Origin of the sequence: Streptomyces sp. SD31 (assembly GCF_052068475.1) — a bacterium.
Lineage (GTDB): Bacteria > Actinomycetota > Actinomycetes > Streptomycetales > Streptomycetaceae > Streptomyces.
Genome location: NZ_JBQHCX010000010.1, coordinates 327,437 through 348,774 on the forward strand (window position 1 = coordinate 327,437; position 21,338 = coordinate 348,774).

The 21,338-nt window shown below is 70.0% G+C and carries 16 protein-coding genes and 1 pseudogene; 8 read left to right on the top strand and 9 right to left on the bottom strand.

Going from position 1 to position 21,338, the window contains the following annotated elements; genetic code table 11:
- The first annotated feature begins 2,038 nt into the window (after window positions 1–2,038).
- The 6 genes from ACTMVF_RS23550 to ACTMVF_RS23575 all read left to right on the top strand — a co-directional run bounded on the left by ACTMVF_RS23550 (window position 2,039) and on the right by ACTMVF_RS23575 (window position 7,678).
- Window positions 2,039–3,604, top strand: a complete 1,566-nt coding sequence (locus ACTMVF_RS23550; RefSeq protein WP_441273073.1) for an MFS transporter — start codon at window positions 2,039–2,041, stop codon at window positions 3,602–3,604.
- A gap of 62 nt (window positions 3,605–3,666) precedes the next feature.
- A complete protein-coding gene (gene lat / locus ACTMVF_RS23555) occupies window positions 3,667–5,010 on the top strand; it encodes an L-lysine 6-transaminase (protein ID WP_441273074.1) in 1,344 nt (447 codons plus the stop codon).
- Window positions 5,007–5,735, top strand: coding sequence for a TauD/TfdA family dioxygenase (locus ACTMVF_RS23560; protein ID WP_441273075.1), 729 nt, complete (start codon window positions 5,007–5,009; stop codon window positions 5,733–5,735). The genes lat and ACTMVF_RS23560 overlap by 4 nt, the downstream gene beginning before the upstream one ends.
- A 143-nt stretch (window positions 5,736–5,878) precedes the next feature.
- A complete protein-coding gene (locus tag ACTMVF_RS23565; protein ID WP_441273076.1) occupies window positions 5,879–6,154 on the top strand; it encodes a hypothetical protein in 276 nt (91 codons plus the stop codon).
- Entirely contained in the window at window positions 6,151–7,434 is a 1,284-nt protein-coding gene (locus ACTMVF_RS23570) for an ATP-grasp domain-containing protein (protein ID WP_441273077.1), read from the top strand. The genes ACTMVF_RS23565 and ACTMVF_RS23570 overlap by 4 nt, the downstream gene beginning before the upstream one ends.
- Window positions 7,435–7,555: 121 nt before the next feature.
- Complete coding sequence (locus ACTMVF_RS23575; RefSeq protein WP_441273078.1) at window positions 7,556–7,678, top strand: hypothetical protein; 123 nt, start codon at window positions 7,556–7,558, stop codon at window positions 7,676–7,678.
- A 186-nt stretch (window positions 7,679–7,864) separates the two neighbouring features.
- Here ACTMVF_RS23575 and ACTMVF_RS23580 read toward each other — a convergent pair whose 3' ends face one another.
- The 7 genes from ACTMVF_RS23580 to ACTMVF_RS23610 all read right to left on the bottom strand — a co-directional run bounded on the left by ACTMVF_RS23580 (window position 7,865) and on the right by ACTMVF_RS23610 (window position 17,283).
- Window positions 7,865–8,689, bottom strand: a complete 825-nt coding sequence (locus ACTMVF_RS23580; protein ID WP_441273079.1) for an ABC transporter ATP-binding protein — start codon at window positions 8,687–8,689, stop codon at window positions 7,865–7,867.
- Window positions 8,689–10,530 carry a dipeptide/oligopeptide/nickel ABC transporter permease/ATP-binding protein gene (locus tag ACTMVF_RS23585; protein WP_441273080.1) on the bottom strand — a complete coding sequence of 614 codons (1,842 nt, stop codon included), beginning with the start codon at window positions 10,528–10,530 and terminating at the stop codon, window positions 8,689–8,691. Before ACTMVF_RS23585 ends, ACTMVF_RS23580 begins: the two co-directional genes overlap by 1 nt.
- Window positions 10,520–11,551 (bottom strand): ABC transporter permease, encoded by a 1,032-nt coding sequence (locus ACTMVF_RS23590; protein WP_441273081.1) that lies wholly within the window; start codon window positions 11,549–11,551, stop codon window positions 10,520–10,522. Before ACTMVF_RS23590 ends, ACTMVF_RS23585 begins: the two co-directional genes overlap by 11 nt.
- Window positions 11,548–12,975 carry an amidase gene (locus ACTMVF_RS23595; protein ID WP_441273082.1) on the bottom strand — a complete coding sequence of 476 codons (1,428 nt, stop codon included), beginning with the start codon at window positions 12,973–12,975 and terminating at the stop codon, window positions 11,548–11,550. The genes ACTMVF_RS23590 and ACTMVF_RS23595 overlap by 4 nt, the downstream gene beginning before the upstream one ends.
- A 142-nt stretch (window positions 12,976–13,117) precedes the next feature.
- Window positions 13,118–14,698 carry an ABC transporter substrate-binding protein gene (locus ACTMVF_RS23600; RefSeq protein ID WP_441273083.1) on the bottom strand — a complete coding sequence of 527 codons (1,581 nt, stop codon included), beginning with the start codon at window positions 14,696–14,698 and terminating at the stop codon, window positions 13,118–13,120.
- Between the two features lie 263 nt (window positions 14,699–14,961).
- Window positions 14,962–15,645, bottom strand: a complete 684-nt coding sequence (locus ACTMVF_RS23605; RefSeq protein ID WP_441273084.1) for a TetR/AcrR family transcriptional regulator — start codon at window positions 15,643–15,645, stop codon at window positions 14,962–14,964.
- 375 nt (window positions 15,646–16,020) lie between these two features.
- Complete coding sequence (locus tag ACTMVF_RS23610; protein ID WP_441273085.1) at window positions 16,021–17,283, bottom strand: DUF418 domain-containing protein; 1,263 nt, start codon at window positions 17,281–17,283, stop codon at window positions 16,021–16,023.
- A 317-nt stretch (window positions 17,284–17,600) separates the two neighbouring features.
- Here ACTMVF_RS23610 and ACTMVF_RS23615 point away from each other — a divergent pair, with 317 nt between their 5' ends.
- Both ACTMVF_RS23615 and ACTMVF_RS23620 read left to right on the top strand, forming a co-directional pair.
- Window positions 17,601–19,388 (top strand): ABC transporter ATP-binding protein, encoded by a 1,788-nt coding sequence (locus tag ACTMVF_RS23615; RefSeq protein ID WP_441273086.1) that lies wholly within the window; start codon window positions 17,601–17,603, stop codon window positions 19,386–19,388.
- A 101-nt stretch (window positions 19,389–19,489) separates the two neighbouring features.
- Entirely contained in the window at window positions 19,490–20,017 is a 528-nt protein-coding gene (locus ACTMVF_RS23620; RefSeq protein WP_441273087.1) for a hypothetical protein, read from the top strand.
- Window positions 20,018–20,112: 95 nt separating this feature from the next.
- Here ACTMVF_RS23620 and ACTMVF_RS23625 read toward each other — a convergent pair whose 3' ends face one another.
- Window positions 20,113–21,225, bottom strand: a complete 1,113-nt coding sequence (locus ACTMVF_RS23625) for a sensor histidine kinase (protein ID WP_441273088.1) — start codon at window positions 21,223–21,225, stop codon at window positions 20,113–20,115.
- Window positions 21,222–21,338, bottom strand: a pseudogene (locus ACTMVF_RS23630) (DNA-binding response regulator); the annotation flags it as partial. The gene ACTMVF_RS23625 and the pseudogene ACTMVF_RS23630, both read right to left, overlap by 4 nt.

The window sequence follows — 21,338 nt, forward strand, 5'->3', positions numbered from 1 at the left end:
ACCGAGCCCGCTGTGGGCGCGGTCATGTTCCCGGAAGACCAAGTCGCGACGCACAGGCGAGAGGTCGCCAACCTTCTAATCGAGCAGCTCGGGATGCCCCACAAGGAGGAGTCCAAATGGAACCCCTCGACGGGCAGCCCTCATGGCGCGGGCGGGCGGTCGGACAGTGAAAGCACGCGCCGCCGAAGGCTGGAGTCCGCTGCGGACTGCGGCGTGTTCCTCGCGAGGGAGTCCGGCTCCCGCTACGCCCCAGCAGGCGCAGGGATCTGGCACCCGCCAACCCGTCGGCCAGCTCTGGGACCTGCGAAAGGACTCGCCCGCCCTTCCCGTTCCCACGACGCGACTCCGGCACCGCCGATGGCGGCAATGGCCTTCCGCGGACCTACCGCAACGCCCCGGACGCCAAAGAGAGGGAGACCTCGACGGCCTCGCACGCGAGCTCCTCCAGGAGTTGCCGGCCCAGAGCGACCTGCCCGACGGCGTACCCGCCGGGCACCCCACCGCCCCGCCGCGCCGGGCACTGGCCTGGCCCGCCAAGACCAGAGGACTGGGCAGGCCCGCCGCCGAGTGGTGCGTCGCCCTCTTCTTCCGCGAGGTCACCGCCTACCCGCGCCACCCGGAAGGACCCACCGCCTCACGCTCGGCATCCACCGCTCCGGGGTGCGGCGCATCCTGCCGGCCGAGGGCCTCCGCTGACGCCGCCCTCACCCTGGGTCGCCAGGACCCGGATCGGGTGGTGTCTGCTGCCCGTCTTCCGCCGGTCGACCGGCGACGGGCCGGTGTCGGCTCCCCCGAGAACAGTCGAGTTCATCGGTCGCGTTCCATTCGGCGCGCAGGATGCGGTGCAGCTGGTCGACGCCGGCCTGGCCGCCCTCGCTCCAGGCGCCGCCGCCACGTCTGCCCGGAGCCGAAGCCCAGCTCCAGCAGTTGCCAGGCTGCCGTTCCGGCACCGGACGCGGCCCGGGCGACCGCTCCGGCCCTCCCGAACGGCGCGTAAACCGGTCAAATCGAAGCGAGGGCATGCGGAGTGCCAATGATTCCCTCAGCACAGGGCGAGCAAACAGAGATCCGGCAAAAACTTCACCGCATTTACTCAGGATTCTTCTAAGAATCTTATGAGCCAACCCGGTGGCCTGAAATGATCGTTGACGAGGCAATGGAGGATCGGAATGATCGTAAGTCGCGGGGGCGGAAGTCCGTTCCTCGTGCCAACTTTCAGTCCCGTAGATGGCCGACAGGATTTCCGTGTTTCTCTCTGAGCGTGTATTGATTGCCTCTCCTCAGAAAATCGGCACCCATCTTGTCCAGGAACTCATGCGCGAACTGGACTTCAAGACAGTCGGTGCGACTCGCCCCTCCTCGCGCAATACTCCAGCAGAACCGATGAAGCCTGGAAGGCTTTGTGTTGGGGTTGGTACCGGCGCTTCGGACAGCCGGTGGTGAAGCGCTACGGCCAGGACAGGTCCGGCTTCGTCGACTTCACTGCAACGAACCCCGGGCCGGGACGTACTCGATTCTCCGATACGCCGGACGAACCGTTCTGAACATGACATGACATGACCTGGACATCTCGAGGGTAGACGCGCTGCGACCCTCACCGGCTTTCCGGCCCCCGGCGAGAACGTACTCGTCGAGGAGAAGGTCGTGGGTCAGGAGTTCTCCGTGGAGGCTCTGGTTCGGCACGGCCGGCCGGTATTCGCCTCGGTGACCACCATGGAGACCCCGGAGTCGGTCTCGAGCTCGTTCGTGGAGCTCTCGCACAGTGCTGACGGCCACCCCCACCTGATGGAGGTCGCCGCCCGGACCCCCGGTGACTGCCCGGCGCCCGGGACGCTGTCATCAAAGCTGGTCTGCTCGACGCCTCCTGAGCCTCGCTCTGCCGGCCCTCGGCTCTGCCGTGGTGGACGGGCTCCACCTGATCGCAGCCTGAACAGGCCGCAGCCAATGGGCCGTTGTCCCCGCACATAGTGAGACGAGACGCATGCGAAGCAGGAAGCAGCCAAAGAGGCCCGAGGAACCCTACGAACCGCCAGGTGACGTGCGACCCGGAGCGCGTGGCGCGCTCGCCCGAAACGGGGCGGACGTCGTCGACGGTCCGGTTCCCGGCGGGCCGACGGTCCGCCGTCGGCCCGTGGTCGTCGCCCTGATGCTCGTCATGGCGCTGGCGGCCATGGACTCGACCGTGATCGCCACGTGCATCCCCCAGATCGTCAGCGACCTGGGCGGACTGGCTTACTTCGCGTGGCTGATCGCGGGCTACCTGCTCGCCGTGACCGTGATGCTTCCTGTGTATGGCAGGTGGGCCGACCTGTACGGGCGTCAGCGCGCGCTCATCGCCGGGGTATCGGTCTTCCTGCTGGGATCGGCCCTGTGTGCCGTGGCGTGGGACATGCCGTCGCTGATCGCCTTCCGTGTCCTGCAAGGCCTGGGCGGCGGAGCCATCCAGGGGCTGGTTCAGACCATCGCTGGGGACCTGTACGACAAGCAGGAGCGCGGAAAGATCCAGGCTGCCCTGTCCACCGTCTGGGTCTCGGCAGCGGTGGCCGGACCGGCCTTGGGCGGCGTCTTCGTGACGTATGCCTCGTGGCGTTGGATCTTCTTGCTCAACCTGCCCCTCGGGCTGTTCTGCCTGCTCCAGATCCGGCGCCACCTGCACGATCAGCCTCAGACAGGGGCGTCGGTACGCGTGGACTGGCTCGGTGCGGCCGGTGTGTTCGCGGCGACCGGGCTGTTTCTCGCCGCTTTGACCCGTGCGGGAACGGCGCCCTGGCTGTCCGCCGGCACCGTGGCTCTTCTCGCCGGCGCGGCAGTGTGCACGGTCGCAACGGTGTTCGTGGAACGGAGTGCGCAACAGCCGCTGATCCCGGGGTGGGTGTGGCGCCGCCGAGTGATGGTCGCAGGCAACCTCGCCATGGCTGGGCTCGGCCTGGTCGCGACTGCTCCGACCCTCATCCTCCCGGTCTACGGGCAGACGGTACTCGGACTGAGCCCCCTCGGAGCGGGATTCCTGCTCGGAGTGCTCATGGTGAGCTGGCCCCTGTCGGCGGCATTCGTGAACCGCGCCTATCTGCGGCTGGGGTTCCGGGACACCGCGTTGCTCGGCACCAGCGGTGCCGCTCTGGCAGCAGCATCGTTCGCGCTGCTGCCAGAGCGCCCGCCCATCTGGCAGCCGATCGTCATCATGCTGGTGCTGGGTGTCTCGCTCGGCTTCTTCCAACCGCCCCTGATCGTCGGCGTCCAGTCCACGGTCACCTGGGGCGAGCGGGCGACCGCCACCTCGTCGATCGTCTTCTGGCGTCAGATCGGCCAGAGCTTCGGCGCGGCACTCTTCGGCACGATTGCCAACGAGTCGCTGCGTGCGGGGGGACCGGCGTACTCGTCCGCGCCAGGTCGCCCGGCCGGCCTGGACTCACTCTCTTCCGCCCTGGGCCATGGGCATGCCGTACCCCCGCGACTGGCCGTGTTCCTGCAGCAGGCTGTCTCCGACGCCACGAGCCGGATCTTCGCCACCGCTGCGGGCGCTGCGGCCCTGGCCTTCGGAGTACTGCTGATCGTCGCACCGAGGGTTTTTCCGGCGGTGGATGAGACGCCACCTGGAGCTTGAATCCCTCACCGCAGTCCGCCGAATTTCAAAGACGCTCACGCGCGATCCTTCTGGGAGAGATAATGCCCGAACCCATAGACGTCCTGGACTCCTTGGGGCGCCACATCCTGGTCGATGGATACGACTTCGTTCTCGATCTGGAGAAGAGCAGTGGAACGACACTTGTAGAAGCCCGGTCCGGTGAGGAGTACCTTGATCTCTTCACTTTCTTCTCTTCGCTGCCGCTGGGGATGAACCATGTCGGATTGGCCCAGGATGAGTCTTTTCTGGCCAAACTCGGCCGGGCCGCTCTGCACAAGGTGAGCAACCACGACATGTACACCGTCGAGTACGCCGAATTCGTGGACACCTTCGCCCGCGTACTCGGCGATCCGGAACTGCCGCACCTTTTCTTCATCGACGGCGGCGCCCTGGCCGTGGAGAACGCGCTGAAGGTGGCGTTCGACTGGAAGGCACAGCGGCCCTCCGCGCCCGCCGACGGTGGGCAGTTGACGGCGCTGCACCTGACCAGGGCGTTCCATGGACGCAGCGGCTACACGATGTCGATGACCAATACGGATCCGGCAAAAACCCTGCGCTACCCTCAATTCGACTGGCCTCGACTGACCACTCCGGAACAGCGTTTTCCGGAAGACCGGTGGGAGGCCGAAAATCGGCGTGCTGACGAGGAGGCGCTTCGCGAGGCTCGCACCCTGATGGAGGAGGCGGGCGGCCGGATCGCCTGCTTCATCGCCGAACCCATTCTCGGGGAGGGGGGTGACATACACCTCAGCCCGGGTTTTCTTCGCGGAATGCAGGAGCTGTGCCGGGAGTTCGACGCCCTTTTCGTCGTCGATGAAGTCCAGACCGGCTGCGGAGCAACGGGAACAGCATGGGCGTACCAGCAACTTGGTCTGCAACCCGATGTCGTTGCTTTCGGAAAGAAGACCCAGGTCTGCGGTGTCATGGCCGGCCGGCGAGTCGACCTGGTGGCGAGCAACGTGTTCGCCGTTCCGTCCCGTATCAGCTCGACCTGGGGCGGCAATCTCGCCGATATGGTCCGGGGCACCCGCATCCTGGAAATCATCGAGAAGGACGGCCTCGTCCCAGCCGCGGCCGCCCACGGCGCCGTCCTGCTGGACTTGCTGAGGGACCTCGAGAGGCGACACCCGGACCTGGTCACGAACGCACGAGGTCGCGGGCTCATGGCCGCCATCGATCTGCCCGACGGCGCCGTGCGTGACGGGGTCGTGGAGCGGCTGCGTTCCGAGGAACACGTCATGGCCCTCCCGAGCGGGAGCCGCACGCTGCGCTTCAGGCCCCCGCTCACCATCACAGTCCACGAACTCACCACTGCGGTCGGCGCGATCGACCGCGTCCTCAGCACCATTTCCGAGCACACCACACGGATCCAGGAGGAAGCATGAGCAGCACTACGACAATTGACAGCCGTCTGAGCTACTCCGAGTACACCCCGGAGGAGTTCCGACGCCTGCTGGACGAGCACGGCTACGTGTACATGAACGAGATACCCGAGGACTTCGACCACGAGTCCTTCATGCGTGGGTTCGGAGAGTTCATGCCGCAGTACGACGGCCAGAAGGTGTGGTCCGTGAAGTCGCAGAAGCGCTTCGAGAACATGTACCACTCCCTCAACACCCGTGCGCTGTACCCGCACACGGAGTGCTACGAGTTCCCGGAGGCGTCCCCGCAGTACCTCGGACTGTGGGGCGTGGTCCGCGCCAGTGACGGCGGCGGCCAGACGACCCTGCTGGACGGCAGGAAGTTCATCGCGACCCTCACGGACGATGAGCGGGAGCAGTTGTCGAGCCGGCGCTACGAGTACGTCTCCGCGGACGGCGTGCTGGAGATGAAGCTGGGGCGCACCGCCGTCCATCCGATGTACGAGATCCGTGAGGGTCGCGAACCGATCTTCCGGTTCAGCTACAACAACGTGAACCACAACGACGATCCGTTTCTGCTCGGCATCCGGGATCGAGTCGTCGAGTTCTTCGAGGAGAACCACGTCGCCGTGGACATCGAGCCGCGCGCGATTCTGATCTGGAACAACCACCGGGTGCTGCACTCCCGCACCGCCTACACCGACGAGCGCCGCCACCTGCGCCGAGTCTGGCTCGCCGAGGCGGCGTAACGCCGCTCATCCGACCGGAAGGCTGTGTCCCCCGCTCCGCCAGCGGCGCTTCGGCGCCGTCCGGCGGAGCGGCGGGCCGCCCTTCGGTCCCCGCAGCCGCGCCTCACCGTTTCCGCACGAGACAGGATTGGAAAGACCCGGCGATGCACCCCACCCAGGAACCCTCGCTTTCCGCGCCGCACTTGTGGACGGATGTGGGCGGCGCTGCCTTGCGCACTGAAGCCAGGGTGACGACCTCCGTCAATCCCGCCCGGCTCGACGACATCGTGGCCGTCGCACATCTCGCTGCTCCGGAAGCCATGCTGCGGGCCTGCCAGGACGCCAAGGAACAGGCGCCTGCCTGGGCGGGGCTGCCGGCGGAGGTGCCCGAAGCCGAACTCGACTTCACCCTGGTCGACACAGAGGGACAGCAAGCATGAGTCATCTGGTCTTCCTGGAAAGCACGCCCCTGGGAAACCACGCCCTCGCTTACGCGCGGGACAAGGGACACCGGACCACGCTGCTGAGGTCGCCCCGGTACGACTTCTTCCTGACGCCCGAGGTCCGCGCCAGGGCCGCGAGCCTGGCTGACCAGGTCGTCGAGGTCGACGACCTGTCGGACGTCGATGCTGTGCGGCAGGCCATGCAGTCGGCCGATGTACCGCACTTCGATGCCGTCCTGACGGTCGTACAGTTCTGTGTCACCTCCGCCGCACACCTGGCTCGGGCGTGCGGTGTACGCGGTCCTTCGCCCACCGCCGTCGAGGCCGCGAAGGACAAGTCCCGCTGCCGCCAGATCCTTGATGAGCACGCGATCCCCAACCTGCGCCACTTCGTCGTCACGTCCCGCGGCGAGGCGCTGGAGGCCGCCGACGCACTCGGGTATCCCGTGGTGATCAAACCGGTGTCCGGCACCGGCAAGCTGGTCACGACGATGGCTCGTGGGGAGCGGGACATCACCCTCCATTTCGCGGAGGTCGCAGCGCGGCGTGATGCCCTGGAGTCCGCGCTCACCGATGACATCGGTGAGAACTTCATCGTGGAGGAAGTGGCCGTCGGCCCGCTGTACTCGGTCGAGGTGGCCACGGACGGACGGTCCACCGTCCCGTTGGCGGCGATTCGCCGCAAGGTCGGCCGGGACAATCCGCTGCTCGAACTTGGCTCCACCATGCCAACCGGCCTGCCAGGCCCGGAAGAGGACGAGCTCGGCGCGTACTGTGTCCGGGTCTGTCAGGCACTCGGCCTGGATCTGGGGATCTTCCACGTCGAGGCAATTCACACCGTTGAGGGCTTCCGTCTCATCGAGGTCAATCCCCGTATCGGCGGCGGCATGGTGCCGGACGTCATCCGCGCGGCCACCGACACCAACCTCTTCGAGATCCTGGTCGATCTGTACGCCGGCAGCCCGGCACCGGCGCGTCCGCTCGCGGTCAGACGCGGGGCGACCAACTACTTTCTCGGCGTAGAGCGCCCCCGCACCGTGCGCGCCGACCTGCCCGAGGACTGGTTCGAGGGGTTCCGGCCCAGGCTGGAATTCGGGTCCTCAACCATCCGCGCGGGCATGCAGCTGCGCGCCATGGAGGGAAATCTGGACAGATACGGCACGCTCCAAGTGACCGCGCAGGATTCGGCACAGGCCGAGCGCGACTGCGCCGACATCGCTGCGGCCATGGAATCGGTCCTCGGCATCGATTTCGTTGCGACGGCACCAGGCCCGTAGCTCCTCGCCGGGCGATGCCCCTTCGCCACAGAGGTCATCGTCCCGATGGTTCGCCGGAGCCCTTGCGCGGAACCGTGCCCGCGCACAGGAGATCCGCAGGGTACGCCCGCTGATCGAGCGGGTGAAGTCCGATCTCGGTGACCTCCCGACCGAGGAGCAGGCCCAGATCGGCGAGGCCGTCGCCGTCGTACGCCGCAGCCGGAGCGTGATGCTCGGCATGCCCCGCATCGGCAGAGGGCCTTAACCCCTCCCCGTGACCGGCGCGCCGGGGTGGCGACCGCCGGGACCATCCGGCGGACCTGGCCCTCACGCCTGTATGCGATTTCGGATGTGCGGCGTCAGCGGGAGTGGGCCAGGCCCACAGCGCCACACGGCCCGCCGGCCGGCATGGGCCGGTCGGCGGGCCGGAAGCCGGACCGCGTCCGTCGATTCACGTCCTGGCGGGCTCGTCGTCGAGGCGGAACCTCGGGTCGCCGGGGACGGACGCGAGGAGTTGAGCGGTGTACGGGTGGTTCGGCGCGGCGAAGGTGGCTCCGGTCGGGCCGAGTTCGACGAGGTCCCCGTGCCGCAGGACCGCGACCGTGTCGCTCACGTGCCGGACGACGGCCAGGTCGTGCGAGATGAACAGCATCGTCAGCGAGAGCCGGCGGCGCAGATCGGCGAGCAGGTTGAGGATCTCGGCCTGCGTCGTCAGGTCGAGGGCCGAGGTGATCTCGTCGGCGATGACGAACCGGGGACGCGGTGCGAGGGCCCGTGCGATCGCCAGCCGCTGCCGTTGGCCGCCGGAGAACTCGTGCGGGTAGCGGTCCATGCTGTCCGGGTCGAGGCTCACCTGGCTGAGCAGCTCGGCGATCCGGGCCCGGGCCGGCCCGACCCTGGCCCGGATCGGATCGAGTGCCTCGGCGAGCGACTGCGCGACGGTGCGCCGCGGGTCGAACGAGGAGTACGGGTCCTGCGGAATCATCTGGACCGTCGCGGCTCCCGCCCGTCCGCGCGAGGTGCGCAGCGGGGCGCCGTCCACGAGGATCCGACCGCTCGACGGCCTGTGGACGCCGACGAGTGTCCGCGCCAGCGTCGTCTTACCCGACCCGGACTCTCCGACGAGTGCGAGGGTGCTGCCCCGGGGGATGTCGAACGAGACTCCCTTGAGCACCCTGCGGGCCGCGGCACCGTGGCCGAGCTCGACGGTGAGGTCCTCGACGCGCAGCAGCGGGGCAGCCGTCTGCGGGTCCGGTGCGGTGGCGGTGGCGGACATCAGCGGCTCCCTTCCGCGGCCGGGGGGCGGTCCGCGGCTTTGTCGGAAAGGTCGTCCGGCGGCGCCCCGTTCGGCTGCGCCGCATGCGCGTCGGCCGTCCACCGGACCGCGCTGAGGGTCGCACCGGCCTCGACCGCGGCGGGCGTCGCCGCGAGCAACGCGCGGGTGTACGGGTGGGTGACCGTCCCCCGGCGCAGGTCGCCGCCCGTCGTCCGGTCGACGACCCGGCCGCCGTGGAGCACCAGGACGGTGTCACAGAGCACGCCGACCACGCCGATGTCGTGCGAGATGAACAGCATCGCCGTACCGTGCTCGCGGTTGATGCGCCGGAACTGCCGCAGCACCTCCGCCTGGACGGTGACGTCGAGAGCCGTCGTCGGTTCGTCGGCGATGAGCAGCCGCGGGTTGGTCGTCATCGCGGAGGCGATCGAGGCACGCTGGAGCATGCCGCCGCTCAGCTCGTGCGGGTGCTGGCGCAGTCTCCGGTCCGGCTCGGTGACGTGGATGTCAGCCAGGGCGCGGGCCATGTCCCGCGCGGCCTGACGCCGAGGCGTCCCCCGATGCACCCTGGCCACCTCGGTGAGCTGGGTGCCGAGCCTCAGCGCGGGGTTGAACGTGCCGATCGGGTCCTGGTAGACGATGCCGATCTCGGTCGCGAGGCGTCGCTCCGGCGGTGTTCCGAGCAGGTCGAGGTCGCCGAGGGCGAGGCGCGACGCGTTCGCCCGCACGCCCTCGGGGAGCAGGCCCGCGACCGCCATGGCGATGGTGGACTTGCCCGAGCCCGACTCCCCGACGAGGCCGACGATCTGGCCGGCCCCGATGGTGAACGACACGTCGTCGACGAGCGTCCGGTCGCCGGCCCGCACGGTCAGCCCAGCGACGGTCAGCAGGCCGTCCGGCTCCTTTTCGGCCGCTGCGCCCGCACCGCCCGACGCCTGGAGCGCCTGAGGCGCCTGTGCCGGGGCGGCCGGTCCCGCCTCGTCCGCCGTCTTGGCCGATGCCGGCGCTGTGCCGCGGGTTCGCGGGTCGACTAGTGAGGCCACGCCGTCTCCGAGGAGCATGGCGCCCACACCGGTGACGATGAGCATGATCGACGGGGCGAGGACGACCGACGGCTGGGCGAAGATCGACGGCAGCGCCTCGTTGAGCAGCCGGCCCCAGTCGTACTGCGGGCTCTGCACACCGAGGCCGACGAACGACAGGCTGCTGATGTCGAGCAGGGACAGGGTGAAGCTGGAGCTGAGGAGCACCAGCAGCGGCCCGCTGATGTTCGGCAGGACGTGCCGGCCCAGGATGCGCAGGCCGGGGACGCCGAGCAGGCGCGCGGTGAGGACGTAGTCCTTGTCCGCGACGGTCGCGGCGAGGTTCGCCGTCAGCCGTGCGAACCCGGGGACGCCGGCGACGGCGATCGCGACGACCGCGGACACCGTGCCCGGTCCGAGCACCGCCGCGATGACGAGGGCGAGCACGAGCGAGGGGAAGGCCACCGCCGAGTCGATCAGCCGCAGACAGGCCTCGCGCAGCCACCCGGGGGCGAGGTGGACCAGCGCCCCGATCGCGACGCCGACGACGAACGAGGCGGCCGTGGCGGCGGCGGCCATGAGCACGGTGAGCCGGGTCGCGACGAGCGCCCGGGCGAGGACGTCACGGCCGAAGGCGTCGGTGCCGAGGAGGTGTTCGGCGCCGGGCCCGAGCCGGGCGTCGTCGGTGAGGGTCTCGGCGGAGCCGCTCAGCAGCGGCGGGGCCACGAGGGCCACGACGAGGAGCAATCCGAGGATCACGGCGCCGGACAGCAGCGACGGGTTGCGGCGCCATCGGCGCACGGTCGCCTCAGTGGCCACGACGACCTCCCTCGAGAGTGCGGGGGTCGACGATGCCGAGGACGACGTCGACGAGGAGGTTGACGAGCAGGGCGAGCATGCCGACGACGAGGATGATGCCCTGGATCACCGGATAGTCCTTGTAGATGATCGCCTGGACGACCTCGGTGCCAAGCCCTGGGTAGGTGAAGACGTTCTCCAGGATGATCGTCCCGCCGAGCAGGGACGTGAGGACGAGACCGCTCAGGGTGAGGACGCTCGTCACGAGGTTGGGCAGCGCGTGGCGGAGGTGGAGCCGCACGGATCCCAGGCGGTGGCCGCGGGCGGTCCTCATGTAGTCCTGGGCGAGTACCGAGGCCGTCTCCTGCCGGACGACCCGGGCGATGGCGAAGGCCGGGCCGATGCAGAGCGCGGCGATCGGCAGGACGAGCGCGCTCGGTGTCGTGGCGCCGCCGGACGGCAGCAGCCCGAGGGTGATCGAGAACAGGACGATGAGGAGGGTCGCGACGACGTAGACCGGCGCCGACGCGAGGAGCCCGGCGACCGTGCCGAAGCCGACGCCGAGCCGGCGGCGGCGTCCGTCACGGGTGAGGACACCGACGGTCATGCCCAGCGGGACGGCGATGACCAGGGAGAGCAGGACGGCCGGGATGACGAGCTGGACGGTGTACGGCAGCCGCGTCGCGACGATGTCCGCGACCGGGGTGTCGAACCGGAACGAGGTGCCGAGCCGTCCGGACGCGATGTCGCCGAGGTAGTGGACGAACCGCGTCGCCAGCGGCTCGTCGAGGCCCAGTCGTTCGCGTATCGCCGCGAGCGTGGCCGGGGACGAGTTGGTGCCGGCGATCGCCCGGGCCGGGTCCCCGGGCAGCAGGGGCACGATGAGGAACGTCACGAGGACGAGCAGCAGCATGGACATCAGCAGCCCGCCCGCCCGGCGGACGGCGAACCCGGCCCAGCCACCGCCCAGCCGCAGCCGTGGAACGCGCCGGACGGGTGCGGCGGGCAGCGGCCCGGCCGGGACCGCGGACCCGGCGCTCACAGCGCCCCCACGAGTACCGCGTCGTCCGGGTGCCGCTCGTACCAGCGGAACCGCGGTTCGAGCTGGGCCGAGAGCCGCAGCAGCGTGGCCTCGTCGTAGGGCGCGCCGACGAGTTGCGCGCCGACCGGCAGACCGTCCGCGGTCGTATGGACGGGCAGCGAGATGGCGGGCAGCCCGGCGATGTTGACGAACGCGGTGAACGAGACCATCCGGGTCTCGGTGGCCCGTGGGCCGTCCGGGTCGGAGTTCGCCTCGTCGTACACGGGGCCGACCGGCGGCGCCACGACCGCCGTGGTCGGAGTGAGGAGAACGTCGAAGTCCCTGCCCCACTGGGCGACCACCTCGCGTGACTCGGCCTGCAGGCGCGCCGCCGTCCGGGCGTAGTCGCCCGCGGTGACCTCGAGGGCGGTCTCCCGGCGGCGGCGGATGTAGGGGTCCACCGCGTCGGGATCGTCGACCTCGATGGCGTAGGTGGAGGCACTGATGATCGTCCAGGTGAAGCCCATGATCGCCTCGTACGAGAACATCCTCGGGCGGGCCTCGACGACCTCGTGCCCCAGGTCGCGCAGTGCCTGAGCGGCCGTCAGCGCCGCCTTGCGGCACTCCTCGTCGACCGGCAGCCCGGTCGGTGCGTCGAGGAGCAGGCCGATCCGCAGCCGCCCGGGATCGGCACCGACCTCCTCGATGTACGGGCGACCAGGTTCGGGCGCGCTGTACCAGGCGAGCCGGTCGGGACGGCCCATGACGTCGAGCATGAGGGCCGCGTCGCGCACGGTGCGGGTGATCGCGCCTTCGGTCGTCGAGTGTTCCCAGCCCCGGACGAGCGCGGGCACGCGTCCCCGGCTCGGTTTGAGGCCCACGAGCCCGGTGACGGACGCCGGGACCCGGATCGATCCGCCGCCGTCGGAGGCGTGTGCCACCGGGGCTAGCCCGGCCGCGACGGCCGCCGACGCGCCGCCGCTCGACCCGCCGGAGGTGTGCGCCGGGTTCCACGGGTTGCGCGTCTTGCCGTGCCGGGCGTTCTCGGAGACGGTCAGAGCGCCGAACTCCGGCGAGTTCGTCCGGCCGAGGGGGATCGCGCCGGCGTCGAGGAGGAGCTGGATGTCGGGGTCCGTGACGGTCCTCGGGGTGTCCCGGACGGCCAGTGAGGACATCGTGTTGGGTTGTCCCGCGACGGAGTTGAGGTCCTTGATGGGGACGGGGACGCCGTGCAGCGGGCCGAGCGGATCGCCGCGCAGCACCGCCTGCTCGGCCCGCACGGCCGCCGCGCGCACGGCGTCGGCGTCGAGCCAGACGACGGCGTTGACGGCGGGATTGATCCGCTCGATGCGGTCGAGGTAGGTCTCGGCCACCTCCACCGGGCTGACCTCTTTCGTGCGCACGAGGTCGGCGATCTGCTGGGCGGTGCTGAATGGGTCGATCACCAGGGGGCTCCTGTCGCATAGGTGCGAGGGTTTCGGTGGGTGCGGGGCGCCGGAACAGCGCGGGGATTCTCCGTGCCGGACGGTCGGGTCCGGCTGCGGTCTCCGTCGCGTGGGTCTGCGCCGCGTGCGGTCGGCCTGTCCGTCAGCCGGTGATGCGCAGGACGGGGTCGTCGAGCGAGCCGCCGAGCATCTGTGCGCTGAATCCCTTGCGCAGTGCGTAGATGAACGGGTCGTTGACCAGCGGCACCGCGTCCACCTGCGAGATCAGGGCCTTGGCGGCCTTCTGGTAGGCGGCGCAGCGGGCCTTCTCGGTCGTCGCCTCGGCGCCCTGCGCGAAGGCCTTGTTCACCGCGGGGTTCTTCACCGCGCCGAGGTTGCCGCCCCCTTCGGGGACGGTCGGGCCCACGAAGTGGGCGAGCGGGCCCGCGACGCTGCCGAGGAAGTTGAGGTCGGCGAAGACCGTGAGATCCCAGGCGTCAGGCTTGCCGAACACGGTCCCGACCCAGGCCCCGACATCGACGTTGGCGAGGGTGACGTCCGCACCCGCGGCCCGCAGCGCCTCCTGGATGTACTGGTTTCCGGCGCCGGCGGGCCCGACGACCTGGGGGCCGACGAGACGGATCTTCTTGCCCTTGAGCACGGCGGCCGCAGCGGCTTTGTCCGTCGGTACGAGGAAGGAGGTGCCCGGGTCGTTGCAGGGGATGCCCTTCTGCACGAACATCGTCGACGGCTCACCCGTGTCCTTCGAGACGACCTTGGTGAAGGCGGCGCGGTCGACGGCCTGGGCGACCGCCCGGCGGGTGGCGACGTCCGCGAAGACCGTGCCGGGTCGTTCGTTGAAGAGCAGATAGAAGTCGGAGAACCGGCTGACGCTCACGCTGTGGCCGGCCACGCCGTCGAAGCGCGGGATGCCGGAGGCGTCGATCTTGCCGATGTCGAGCTGGCCGCTGGTCACGAGGTTGCCGGTCGCCGTCGGGTCGGGCGAGACCAGGTACTCCATCGTCGCGGCGACCTTGCCGGGGATCTTCGTGCGCCAGGCCGGCCATGCCTTGTACTCCGGGCGGAGCGTGTAGGAGTACGAGACGCCGGACTGGGACTTCTCAAGAAGGTACGGGCCGGACTGGGAGCCCTTGGCCTTACCGGCGGCAAGGGCCTTGAGGTCCTTGAGTCCCGCCGGGCAGACGATGCCCGTGCTCGCGACCGACAGGCCGGTGACCATGTCGCCCCACGGCCTGGCGAGCGTGATCTGCACCGTCCGCGCCGCGTCGTCGGCGGTCACTTTCACCTTGTTGCCGGGGCCGAAGACCGTGGAGAGATCGGGCGCCGCCGTCTTCGGGTCGACGTAACGGTCGAGGGACGCCTTGACGACCGTCGGCGTGATCGGCGTCCCGTCGGCGCAGGTCGCGTCGGCGCGCAGGGTGAACGTGGCCGAGGTCGGCGTGTTCGTCCACTTGGTGGCCAGCCCGCCGACGAGCCCGCCGTCGTCCTTGCGTACGAGGGTGTCGTAACTGTTCCGGGCGAGCTGGTAGTCCGGCAGGGACAGAGCCTTGGCCGGGTCGAAGCCGGCCGGCACGTCGATCGTCGTCCGGATCTTCGTCGCGGTTGCGGCATCGCCGCCGCTCGGGTCTGCGGACGTCGATCCCGTGGTGGTACAGCCGGCGAGTACGGCCGTCATGGCGACGGCTGCGGTCACAGGGACCGCGCTGGTACGGGTCTGGCGCATGGGTGCTCCTGGAGAGGGATGTCGCGCTCTGCGCAGGTCGCAGGGGAACGGGCGGGACGAGCGCGAGCAGTTCGGGGTGGAGGCGGTGCGCGCGGCGCTCGGTGGACGCCGCGTGGCGAGCCGTGGAGCACCCGGTGTGCAGAGGATGCAGCCAAGTGAACGGCGTAGTCAATAGCGTTAACTATCTTTGCGCGCGCCACCCCTGTCGCCGATTTCGGCCGCGAGATCGCTGCTGTGCGGTGTGCCGCGAGGACTGACGCGGGTCAGTCGCGCGGGAGCGTCGCCGCCTCCGCCTCAAGGGCCGCGAGGAGGATGTCTGTCTGCCGGTGGAAGACGTCGGTCATGTCGATGCTGCGCAGGTGCTCCTTCGCCACCTCGGCGTAGGGGTACGCGTCAGGATCCGCCGGCTGGTATTCCTGCACCCAGTTCACCTCGGCGCCGAACCGCTGGTTGACGAGCCGCCAGGCGTTGTTGCTCGCCATGGCGAGGATGAAGTTCGAGAACGCCTGGTAGTGCAGGACGGCCTCCCGGCCGCGCCAGCCGCCGCGGTGGAACGCTTCCAGGACGGCGTCCACGGCGCGCAACTCGTGAACGCCCCGGGTGACTCTCCCCATGCAGAGCGCGGCGGCCGCCGGGTGGTCCAGCGCGGTGTTCCAGGCACGGACCGCCAGATCTCGCAGCGACTCGGTCCACGACTCGTGCGGCTCGTACCCCTCGAGGGAGATCCTGTCGAGCTCCTCCGCGACGGCGACCATGATGTGGTCGCGACTCGCGAAGTGCCGGTAGACCGCGGTCGCGGAGGAGGACAGTTCCTTGCCGAGTCGCTGGAAGGTCAGCGCGTCCGGCCCGTCCTCGTCGAGGATCCGCAGCGCGGTCCCCACGATGAGCCCCTGGGAAAGCGTTCCCCGCTGGAGCCGCTTCGTCGACCGGCCTCCGGCAACTGCCACGCGAACGCCTCCCTCGGACGGACGGCGAGCACACGCTGCCGCAGCCTGCGCCTCCTTACCGGCGACAAGGAACCAGCCTAAGCGACTGGTGTTGAACGGATCGTCCCTGGACCCGGTCACCGGAGTGGCCATGCCCCCATCCCCCGCCCGTCGATTTCGAACCATCCGCCCCAGGAAGCACGCACCGGGGACGAAGGGCCCTCGTTTCCGGGGTCCAAGGCCTCGGCCCCTTGCCAACCTTCTGGTGCGGGTTGTTCGGAGGCTGCCCCAGCACCACCTGTCCGGATGGGCGTTGGGGCAGCAGCGGCAGATGCTGGATCCATGAGCGGCCCGGGCCGGGGTGGAGTGTGGAAGTTTCACACCCCGGCCCGGGTCTCATCGCAGGTGCTTCGCAGGCTTGGTGGCGGCGTTGAGCAGGTACTCCAGGGGGCCGCGGCGGAAGAAGCGGGACCAGATCGCGGCGAACAGGATGGCTCCGAGGACGTACATGATCAGGGGCAGCCAGGACTGCTGGGTGCCGGTTCCGGCGGGCGTGGACAGCGCGGTCTGTGCGAGGAAGTGGCCGACGTAGGCGGTCAGGGACATGGTGCCCACGGCGATGACCGGCTTGGCCAGGCGGCGCAGTCGCGGCAGACGGTCCATCGCCACCGTCGCGCCCACGATCACGAGGATCGCGATTCCGACGCTGCCGATGATGTCGAACGTGGTTCCGCTGTGCGGCCCGGCCTTCAGGAGAAACGACGCGGGCATGTCGGGGAACGACCCTGCATCAGCGGGCATCGACCCGCTGCCGGTGGGCATCGACCCGGAGCCGCCGGACGACGGCCCGTCTTCCGCGAGGCTCCGCAACGCGCCCTTGCCGGCGAGCAGCAGGGACATGCCGTAGGCGGCCGCGGTGAGGGTGGCGCCGAGCGCGGCCAGGCGCTTCTGGATGGTGCCGCAGGAGAGGTCGAGGCGGCCCAGCGCCATGCCCGCGATGACGAACGACATCCAGGTGAGCGCCGGGTAGAAGCCGGTGAGCAGCAGATCGAGGACGCCGACCTCGCTGAGGTGGCGGAGCGGGTCGTAGGTGTTGATGCTCTGCTGGACCGATGGGGTCAGCAGCGAGTTGAGGCCGAACGCCAGCTGCGGTGTGACGAGGGCGAACGCGGCCGCGATGATCGCGAGGGTCCTGGCGCTCAGTCGCACCAGGGGCAGGGCGAGGAGGAAGTAGACGCCGTAGAAGCCGAGGATGATCACGCCCCCGTACTCCATCGCCATCACGGTGCCCAGCGCCAGCAGGATCACGGCGCGGATCGCGATGCGGGCCCTCGCCTGCCGGCCCGCCAGGCCGGTCTTGGGCTCGCGGCGGCCGGCGAGCAGCATCAGGGAGAACCCGGCGAGGGTGGCGAACAGGACCGACGAGTGACCATCCGATATGTATCGGATCCAGCTGGCGACGCCAGTCGTGGCGGACAGCGGGGGGCCGATGTGCACGACGTACATGCCGAACACCGCCAGCGCGCGGGCCAGGTCCACCCCGACGAGGCGTCCCATCGAGGGACCGGGCGAGGCCGGGGACTCGGGGGAGGTCTGGGGCGGCGGAGGCGAGTTCTCCTGCGGAGCTGATGTCTCCTGCGGCGGCTGTGTCTGTGTCATACGGAAAATCTCGCGTGGACGTCCGGGGGCGGACCATCCGGCAGTCTTCGGGCTCTCCCCCGCCGATCGGCGGGTACCGCCCTGCCGACAGGCGGAGTCTCGTCCTGACCGGTCGGTCCGGTGCGACCGGACGGGCGGTGTTGTTCGGCCACTTGGCGGGGGTGGACCCGACGGTTGCCGGATGGGCCCGTGGCGGCCGGGCTTGAAGGCTGGAGGCATGACAGACCGCGCCGACACATGGAGCGCGAGGACTGCCCCGGCACTTCGGCCCGCGTACCGGGTTGTGACGCCGCGACACCGCAGAAGAAGGGAACTTCGTGAACACCGCATCCGCTCCGACGACGGATGAGCCGTCCCTGTCCGCCCGGGAGACGATCAAGGCACTGGGCGCGTATGTGCGGCCGCACCGGTGGGCGGTCGCCCTCGGTCTGTTGTGCGCCCTGGTCGGGGCCGCCGGGGGGCTGCTGCAGCCGCTGGCCACGAAGGCGCTGGTGGACCGGCTGGCCTCCGGTGAGACCATCGCCGGGATCCTGATCGCGCTCACCGTCCTGGTGGTGCTGGGCACGGCGGTCGAGGCGTTCGGCGCGTACGTGCTGGAGCGGACGGCGGAGTCGGTGGTCCTGGCCGCGCGGCGCACCCTTGTGGGGCGGCTGTTGCGGTTGCGGATCTCGGAGTGGGAGCGGATCCCGCCGGGTGATCTGATGTCCCGGGTCACTTCGGACACCACGCTGCTGCGGGCGGTCAGCACCCAGGCGGTCGTCTCCGCGGCCACCGGCGCGGTGGCCTTCGTGGCGGCGGTCGTGGTGATGGCGTTCCTGGACGTCGTGCTGCTGGGTGTGACGCTCGGTGTGGTCGTGTTGGTCGGTGGGGCCGCCGCGCTGGTGATGCCACGGATCGCGCGGGCCACCGAGCGCTCGCAGGAGGCGGTCGGGGAGATCTCCGTCGGATTGGAGCGGTCTCTCGGGGCGTTTCGCACGGTGAAGGCGTCCGGTGCCGAGGAGCGGGAGACCGCTCGGGTGGAGGCGGCGGCACGGCGGGCCTGGCGGCACGGTGTGAAGAGCGCGAAGTGGGAAGCCGTGGCCGGCTCGGCCGACGAACTCGCCGTACAGCTGGCCTTTCTCGCGGTGCTCGCGGTCGGCGGGGCGCGGGTGGCGTCCGGGGAGATCCCCGTGTCCACCCTCATCGCCTTCCTGCTGTACCTCTTCTATCTGATCGAGCCGGTGTCCAGGCTGGTCGACGCCGTGACCTCCTATCAGGAGGGGGCGGCCGCGATCTCCCGCATCGCGGCCGTGGAACGCCTCTCGACGGAATCGCCCGCTCGGCAGGCGGACGCCCTGCCCCGGCAGGGGACAGCCGCGCCGGGTCCGGCGTCGGTCCGTTTCGAGGACGTGTCCTTCCGCTACCGTCCGGGCCTGCCGTACGTCCATCAGCAGGTGAGTTTCGAGGTACCGGGCACCGGGATGACGGCCTTCGTGGGCCCCTCGGGTGCGGGCAAGTCGACGATCTTCGCGCTCATCGAGCGGTTCCACGAGGCCACCGGTGGCCGGGTCCTGGTCGACGGCAAGGACGTACGGCACTGGCCGCTGTCCCAACTGCGGTCCGCCATCGGATACGTCGAGCAGGACGCCCCGGTGCTGGCCGGCACACTCCGCGAGAACCTCGTCTTTGCCGCGCCCAATGCGACGGACGACGCCCTCCGCGATGTCCTGGCCCGCACGAAGCTCGACACCCTCGTCGAGCGTCTGCCCCACGGCCTGGACACCCCGGTCGGCCACCGCGGCTCGAAGCTGTCGGGCGGTGAGCGGCAGCGCATCGCCATCGCCCGCGCCGTACTGCGCAAGCCCCGCCTGCTGCTGTTGGACGAGGCGACCTCGCAACTCGACGCCGTCAACGAGCTCGCGCTGCGGGACGTCATCGCGGACGTAGCCCGGGAGACCACTGTGCTGGTGGTGGCCCACCGCCTGTCGACGGTGACAGGCGCCGACCGGATCGTCGTCATGGACGCCGGCCGGGTCCGGGCCGTGGGCACCCATGAGGAACTGGTGGACCAGGACCGGCTGTACGCGCGGCTGGCGGCCACCCAGCTCCTGGCCCCCGCGCGATGACCCACCACACGGAAGGTTGTCCGGTCGTCCACTGTCCCAGTCCCGGCCGGACAACCCCACGCACCGACACCCACGGAAACCAAGACCGCGAAAGGCCGCCTATGCGCACCGAGTCCGCCATCCGTTGCAGACGTGGGCTATGGGACTGGCTGGCCCAGCCGACTGCGCTGTTCGGCGGCGTGTACGGGCTCCTGGTGTCGAGTTCGGCCGTTGCCGCGCTCACGCAGTTCGGCGAGGCGACTCGGGCGGCGCGCATGGACGACGCCGTGTGGGTCCTGTTCACCGCCCTTGCCTCGGCCCTGGCTCATGGATACGCCCACCAGATCGCTCACCGCGATGCTCAGGGCCATCCCGGCATACGGGGAGTGGTGCGCGCAGTCCTCGCCGAATGGCCGCTGGTAGTGGCGGCGTTGCCCACCACACTGCTGCTGTGGGGGGCGGGCCTTGGCTGGTGGCACTCCACAGGCATCGAGTACGTCGCCTTCGGAATCAACACCGTCCTGCTCCTGGGCTGGGGCCTGCTCGCCTCCCGGGCCGCAGGCCGTACGTGGGGACGAGCCGTCAGGATCGGGGGTACTGACGCGCTCTTGGGAGTGGCCGTCGCCATGGTCAGCACCCTGCTGAAGTGAGGCGGCGATCAGGGCAAGCCGGCGGAGCACGGTCCAGGGGCGTCGGCGTGCGCTGCCGGTTGAGGCTCACGTGTGAGCCGCAAGCCGACAGCATGTCAGTCCGCGCTCAGGGGAACCCTCAGCCGCACCCGGTAGCCGCCCTGAGCAGTCGGGCCCGCGTCCAGGGTGCCGTGCAGGATCTCGGCCCGTTCCCGCAGGCCGACCAAGCCCTGCTGCGAACCGGGCAAGGAGAGGGAGGGGCGCGTGGGAGGGGTGTTGGTGACGGTCACTCCGATACCGTCCCCGTCCTGCCACAGCTCGACGCGAGCGTTGGCGCCGGGGGCGTGCTTGCGGACGTTGGTCAGCGCCTCCTGAACCGTGCGGTAAAGGGCGCGTTGGGCGGGTGTGCCCACGGTGGGCGGCAGCTCACCCGTCAGCTCCGTGTGAGTGCCGCTGGATTCGACCAGTTTGCGCAGGTCGGCCAGGGTGGGCTGCGGCGTCAGCTCGGTGGATTTGCCGCCGGAGGCGCGCAGCAGCGTGACCATGGTGCGCAGTTCGTCGAGGGTGGTGACGCTCAGCGAACGGATCGTGCGGGCGGCCTCCTTGGCGTCCGCGTCCTTGGCGGCGACCTGCAATGCACCGGCCCGTACGGCGATCAGGCTGACCTGGTGGGAGACCACGTCGTGCATCTCGCGGGCCAGCTGGGCGCGTTCACGGGCGAGCACGGCCTGGGCGTGCAGCACCCGCTCGTGCTCCCTGGCCTCCTCCACCTCGGCCAGCCGCCGCGCCAAGTCCCGTCGTGCCTGGAGAAGCTGGCCGAAGAGGACCGGGGCGATGGCGGTCGCCAGGCCGTACACGAAGAAGACCAGCGTCATGGTCCGGTCCGCCTCGGCCAGGGGCCACGGAGTACTGCTCGCGACGGCGGCCAGGACGACGCACACCGCGAGGAGACGGCGGTTGCGGGAGCGTTCGGCCAGCGTGAACAGCGCCGCGAGCACAGCGACGGCGACATCCTGCATCAGCGCGATGGGCAGGGTGAGCAGGAACACGCCGAGCGGAAACCGGCGCCGGAACGCCAACGCGGCGCAGCCGACCGCGGCCAGCGTGACCTCGGGAGGCGTGTGCTCCCACATGTCCACCACCAGCACATCCACGGCCGCCACCACCACCAGGACGATGTCGACGACCGGCGTGGGAACCCGCTCCCACAGCTCGCGTGCACGGCTCATCGGCCGGCCTCCGACCGCGGGCGCTCGTCGAGCAGCCCGGCCCGCTGCGCCAGCAGCGCGGCCTGCACCCGGCTCGTCACCCGCAGCTTCGTCAGGATCGCGCTGACGTGGTC

Coding starts and splice junctions, on each gene's coding strand:
- lat (WP_441273074.1), top strand. CDS start 3,667: ATGCCCGAACCCATAGACGTCCTGGACTCCTTGGGGCGCCACATCCTG.
- ACTMVF_RS23560 (WP_441273075.1), top strand. CDS start 5,007: ATGAGCAGCACTACGACAATTGACAGCCGTCTGAGCTACTCCGAGTAC.
- ACTMVF_RS23565 (WP_441273076.1), top strand. CDS start 5,879: ATGCACCCCACCCAGGAACCCTCGCTTTCCGCGCCGCACTTGTGGACG.
- ACTMVF_RS23570 (WP_441273077.1), top strand. CDS start 6,151: ATGAGTCATCTGGTCTTCCTGGAAAGCACGCCCCTGGGAAACCACGCC.
- ACTMVF_RS23580 (WP_441273079.1), bottom strand. CDS start 8,689: ATGTCCGCCACCGCCACCGCACCGGACCCGCAGACGGCTGCCCCGCTG.
- ACTMVF_RS23600 (WP_441273083.1), bottom strand. CDS start 14,698: ATGCGCCAGACCCGTACCAGCGCGGTCCCTGTGACCGCAGCCGTCGCC.
- ACTMVF_RS23610 (WP_441273085.1), bottom strand. CDS start 17,283: ATGACACAGACACAGCCGCCGCAGGAGACATCAGCTCCGCAGGAGAAC.
- ACTMVF_RS23620 (WP_441273087.1), top strand. CDS start 19,490: ATGCGCACCGAGTCCGCCATCCGTTGCAGACGTGGGCTATGGGACTGG.
- ACTMVF_RS23625 (WP_441273088.1), bottom strand. CDS start 21,225: ATGAGCCGTGCACGCGAGCTGTGGGAGCGGGTTCCCACGCCGGTCGTC.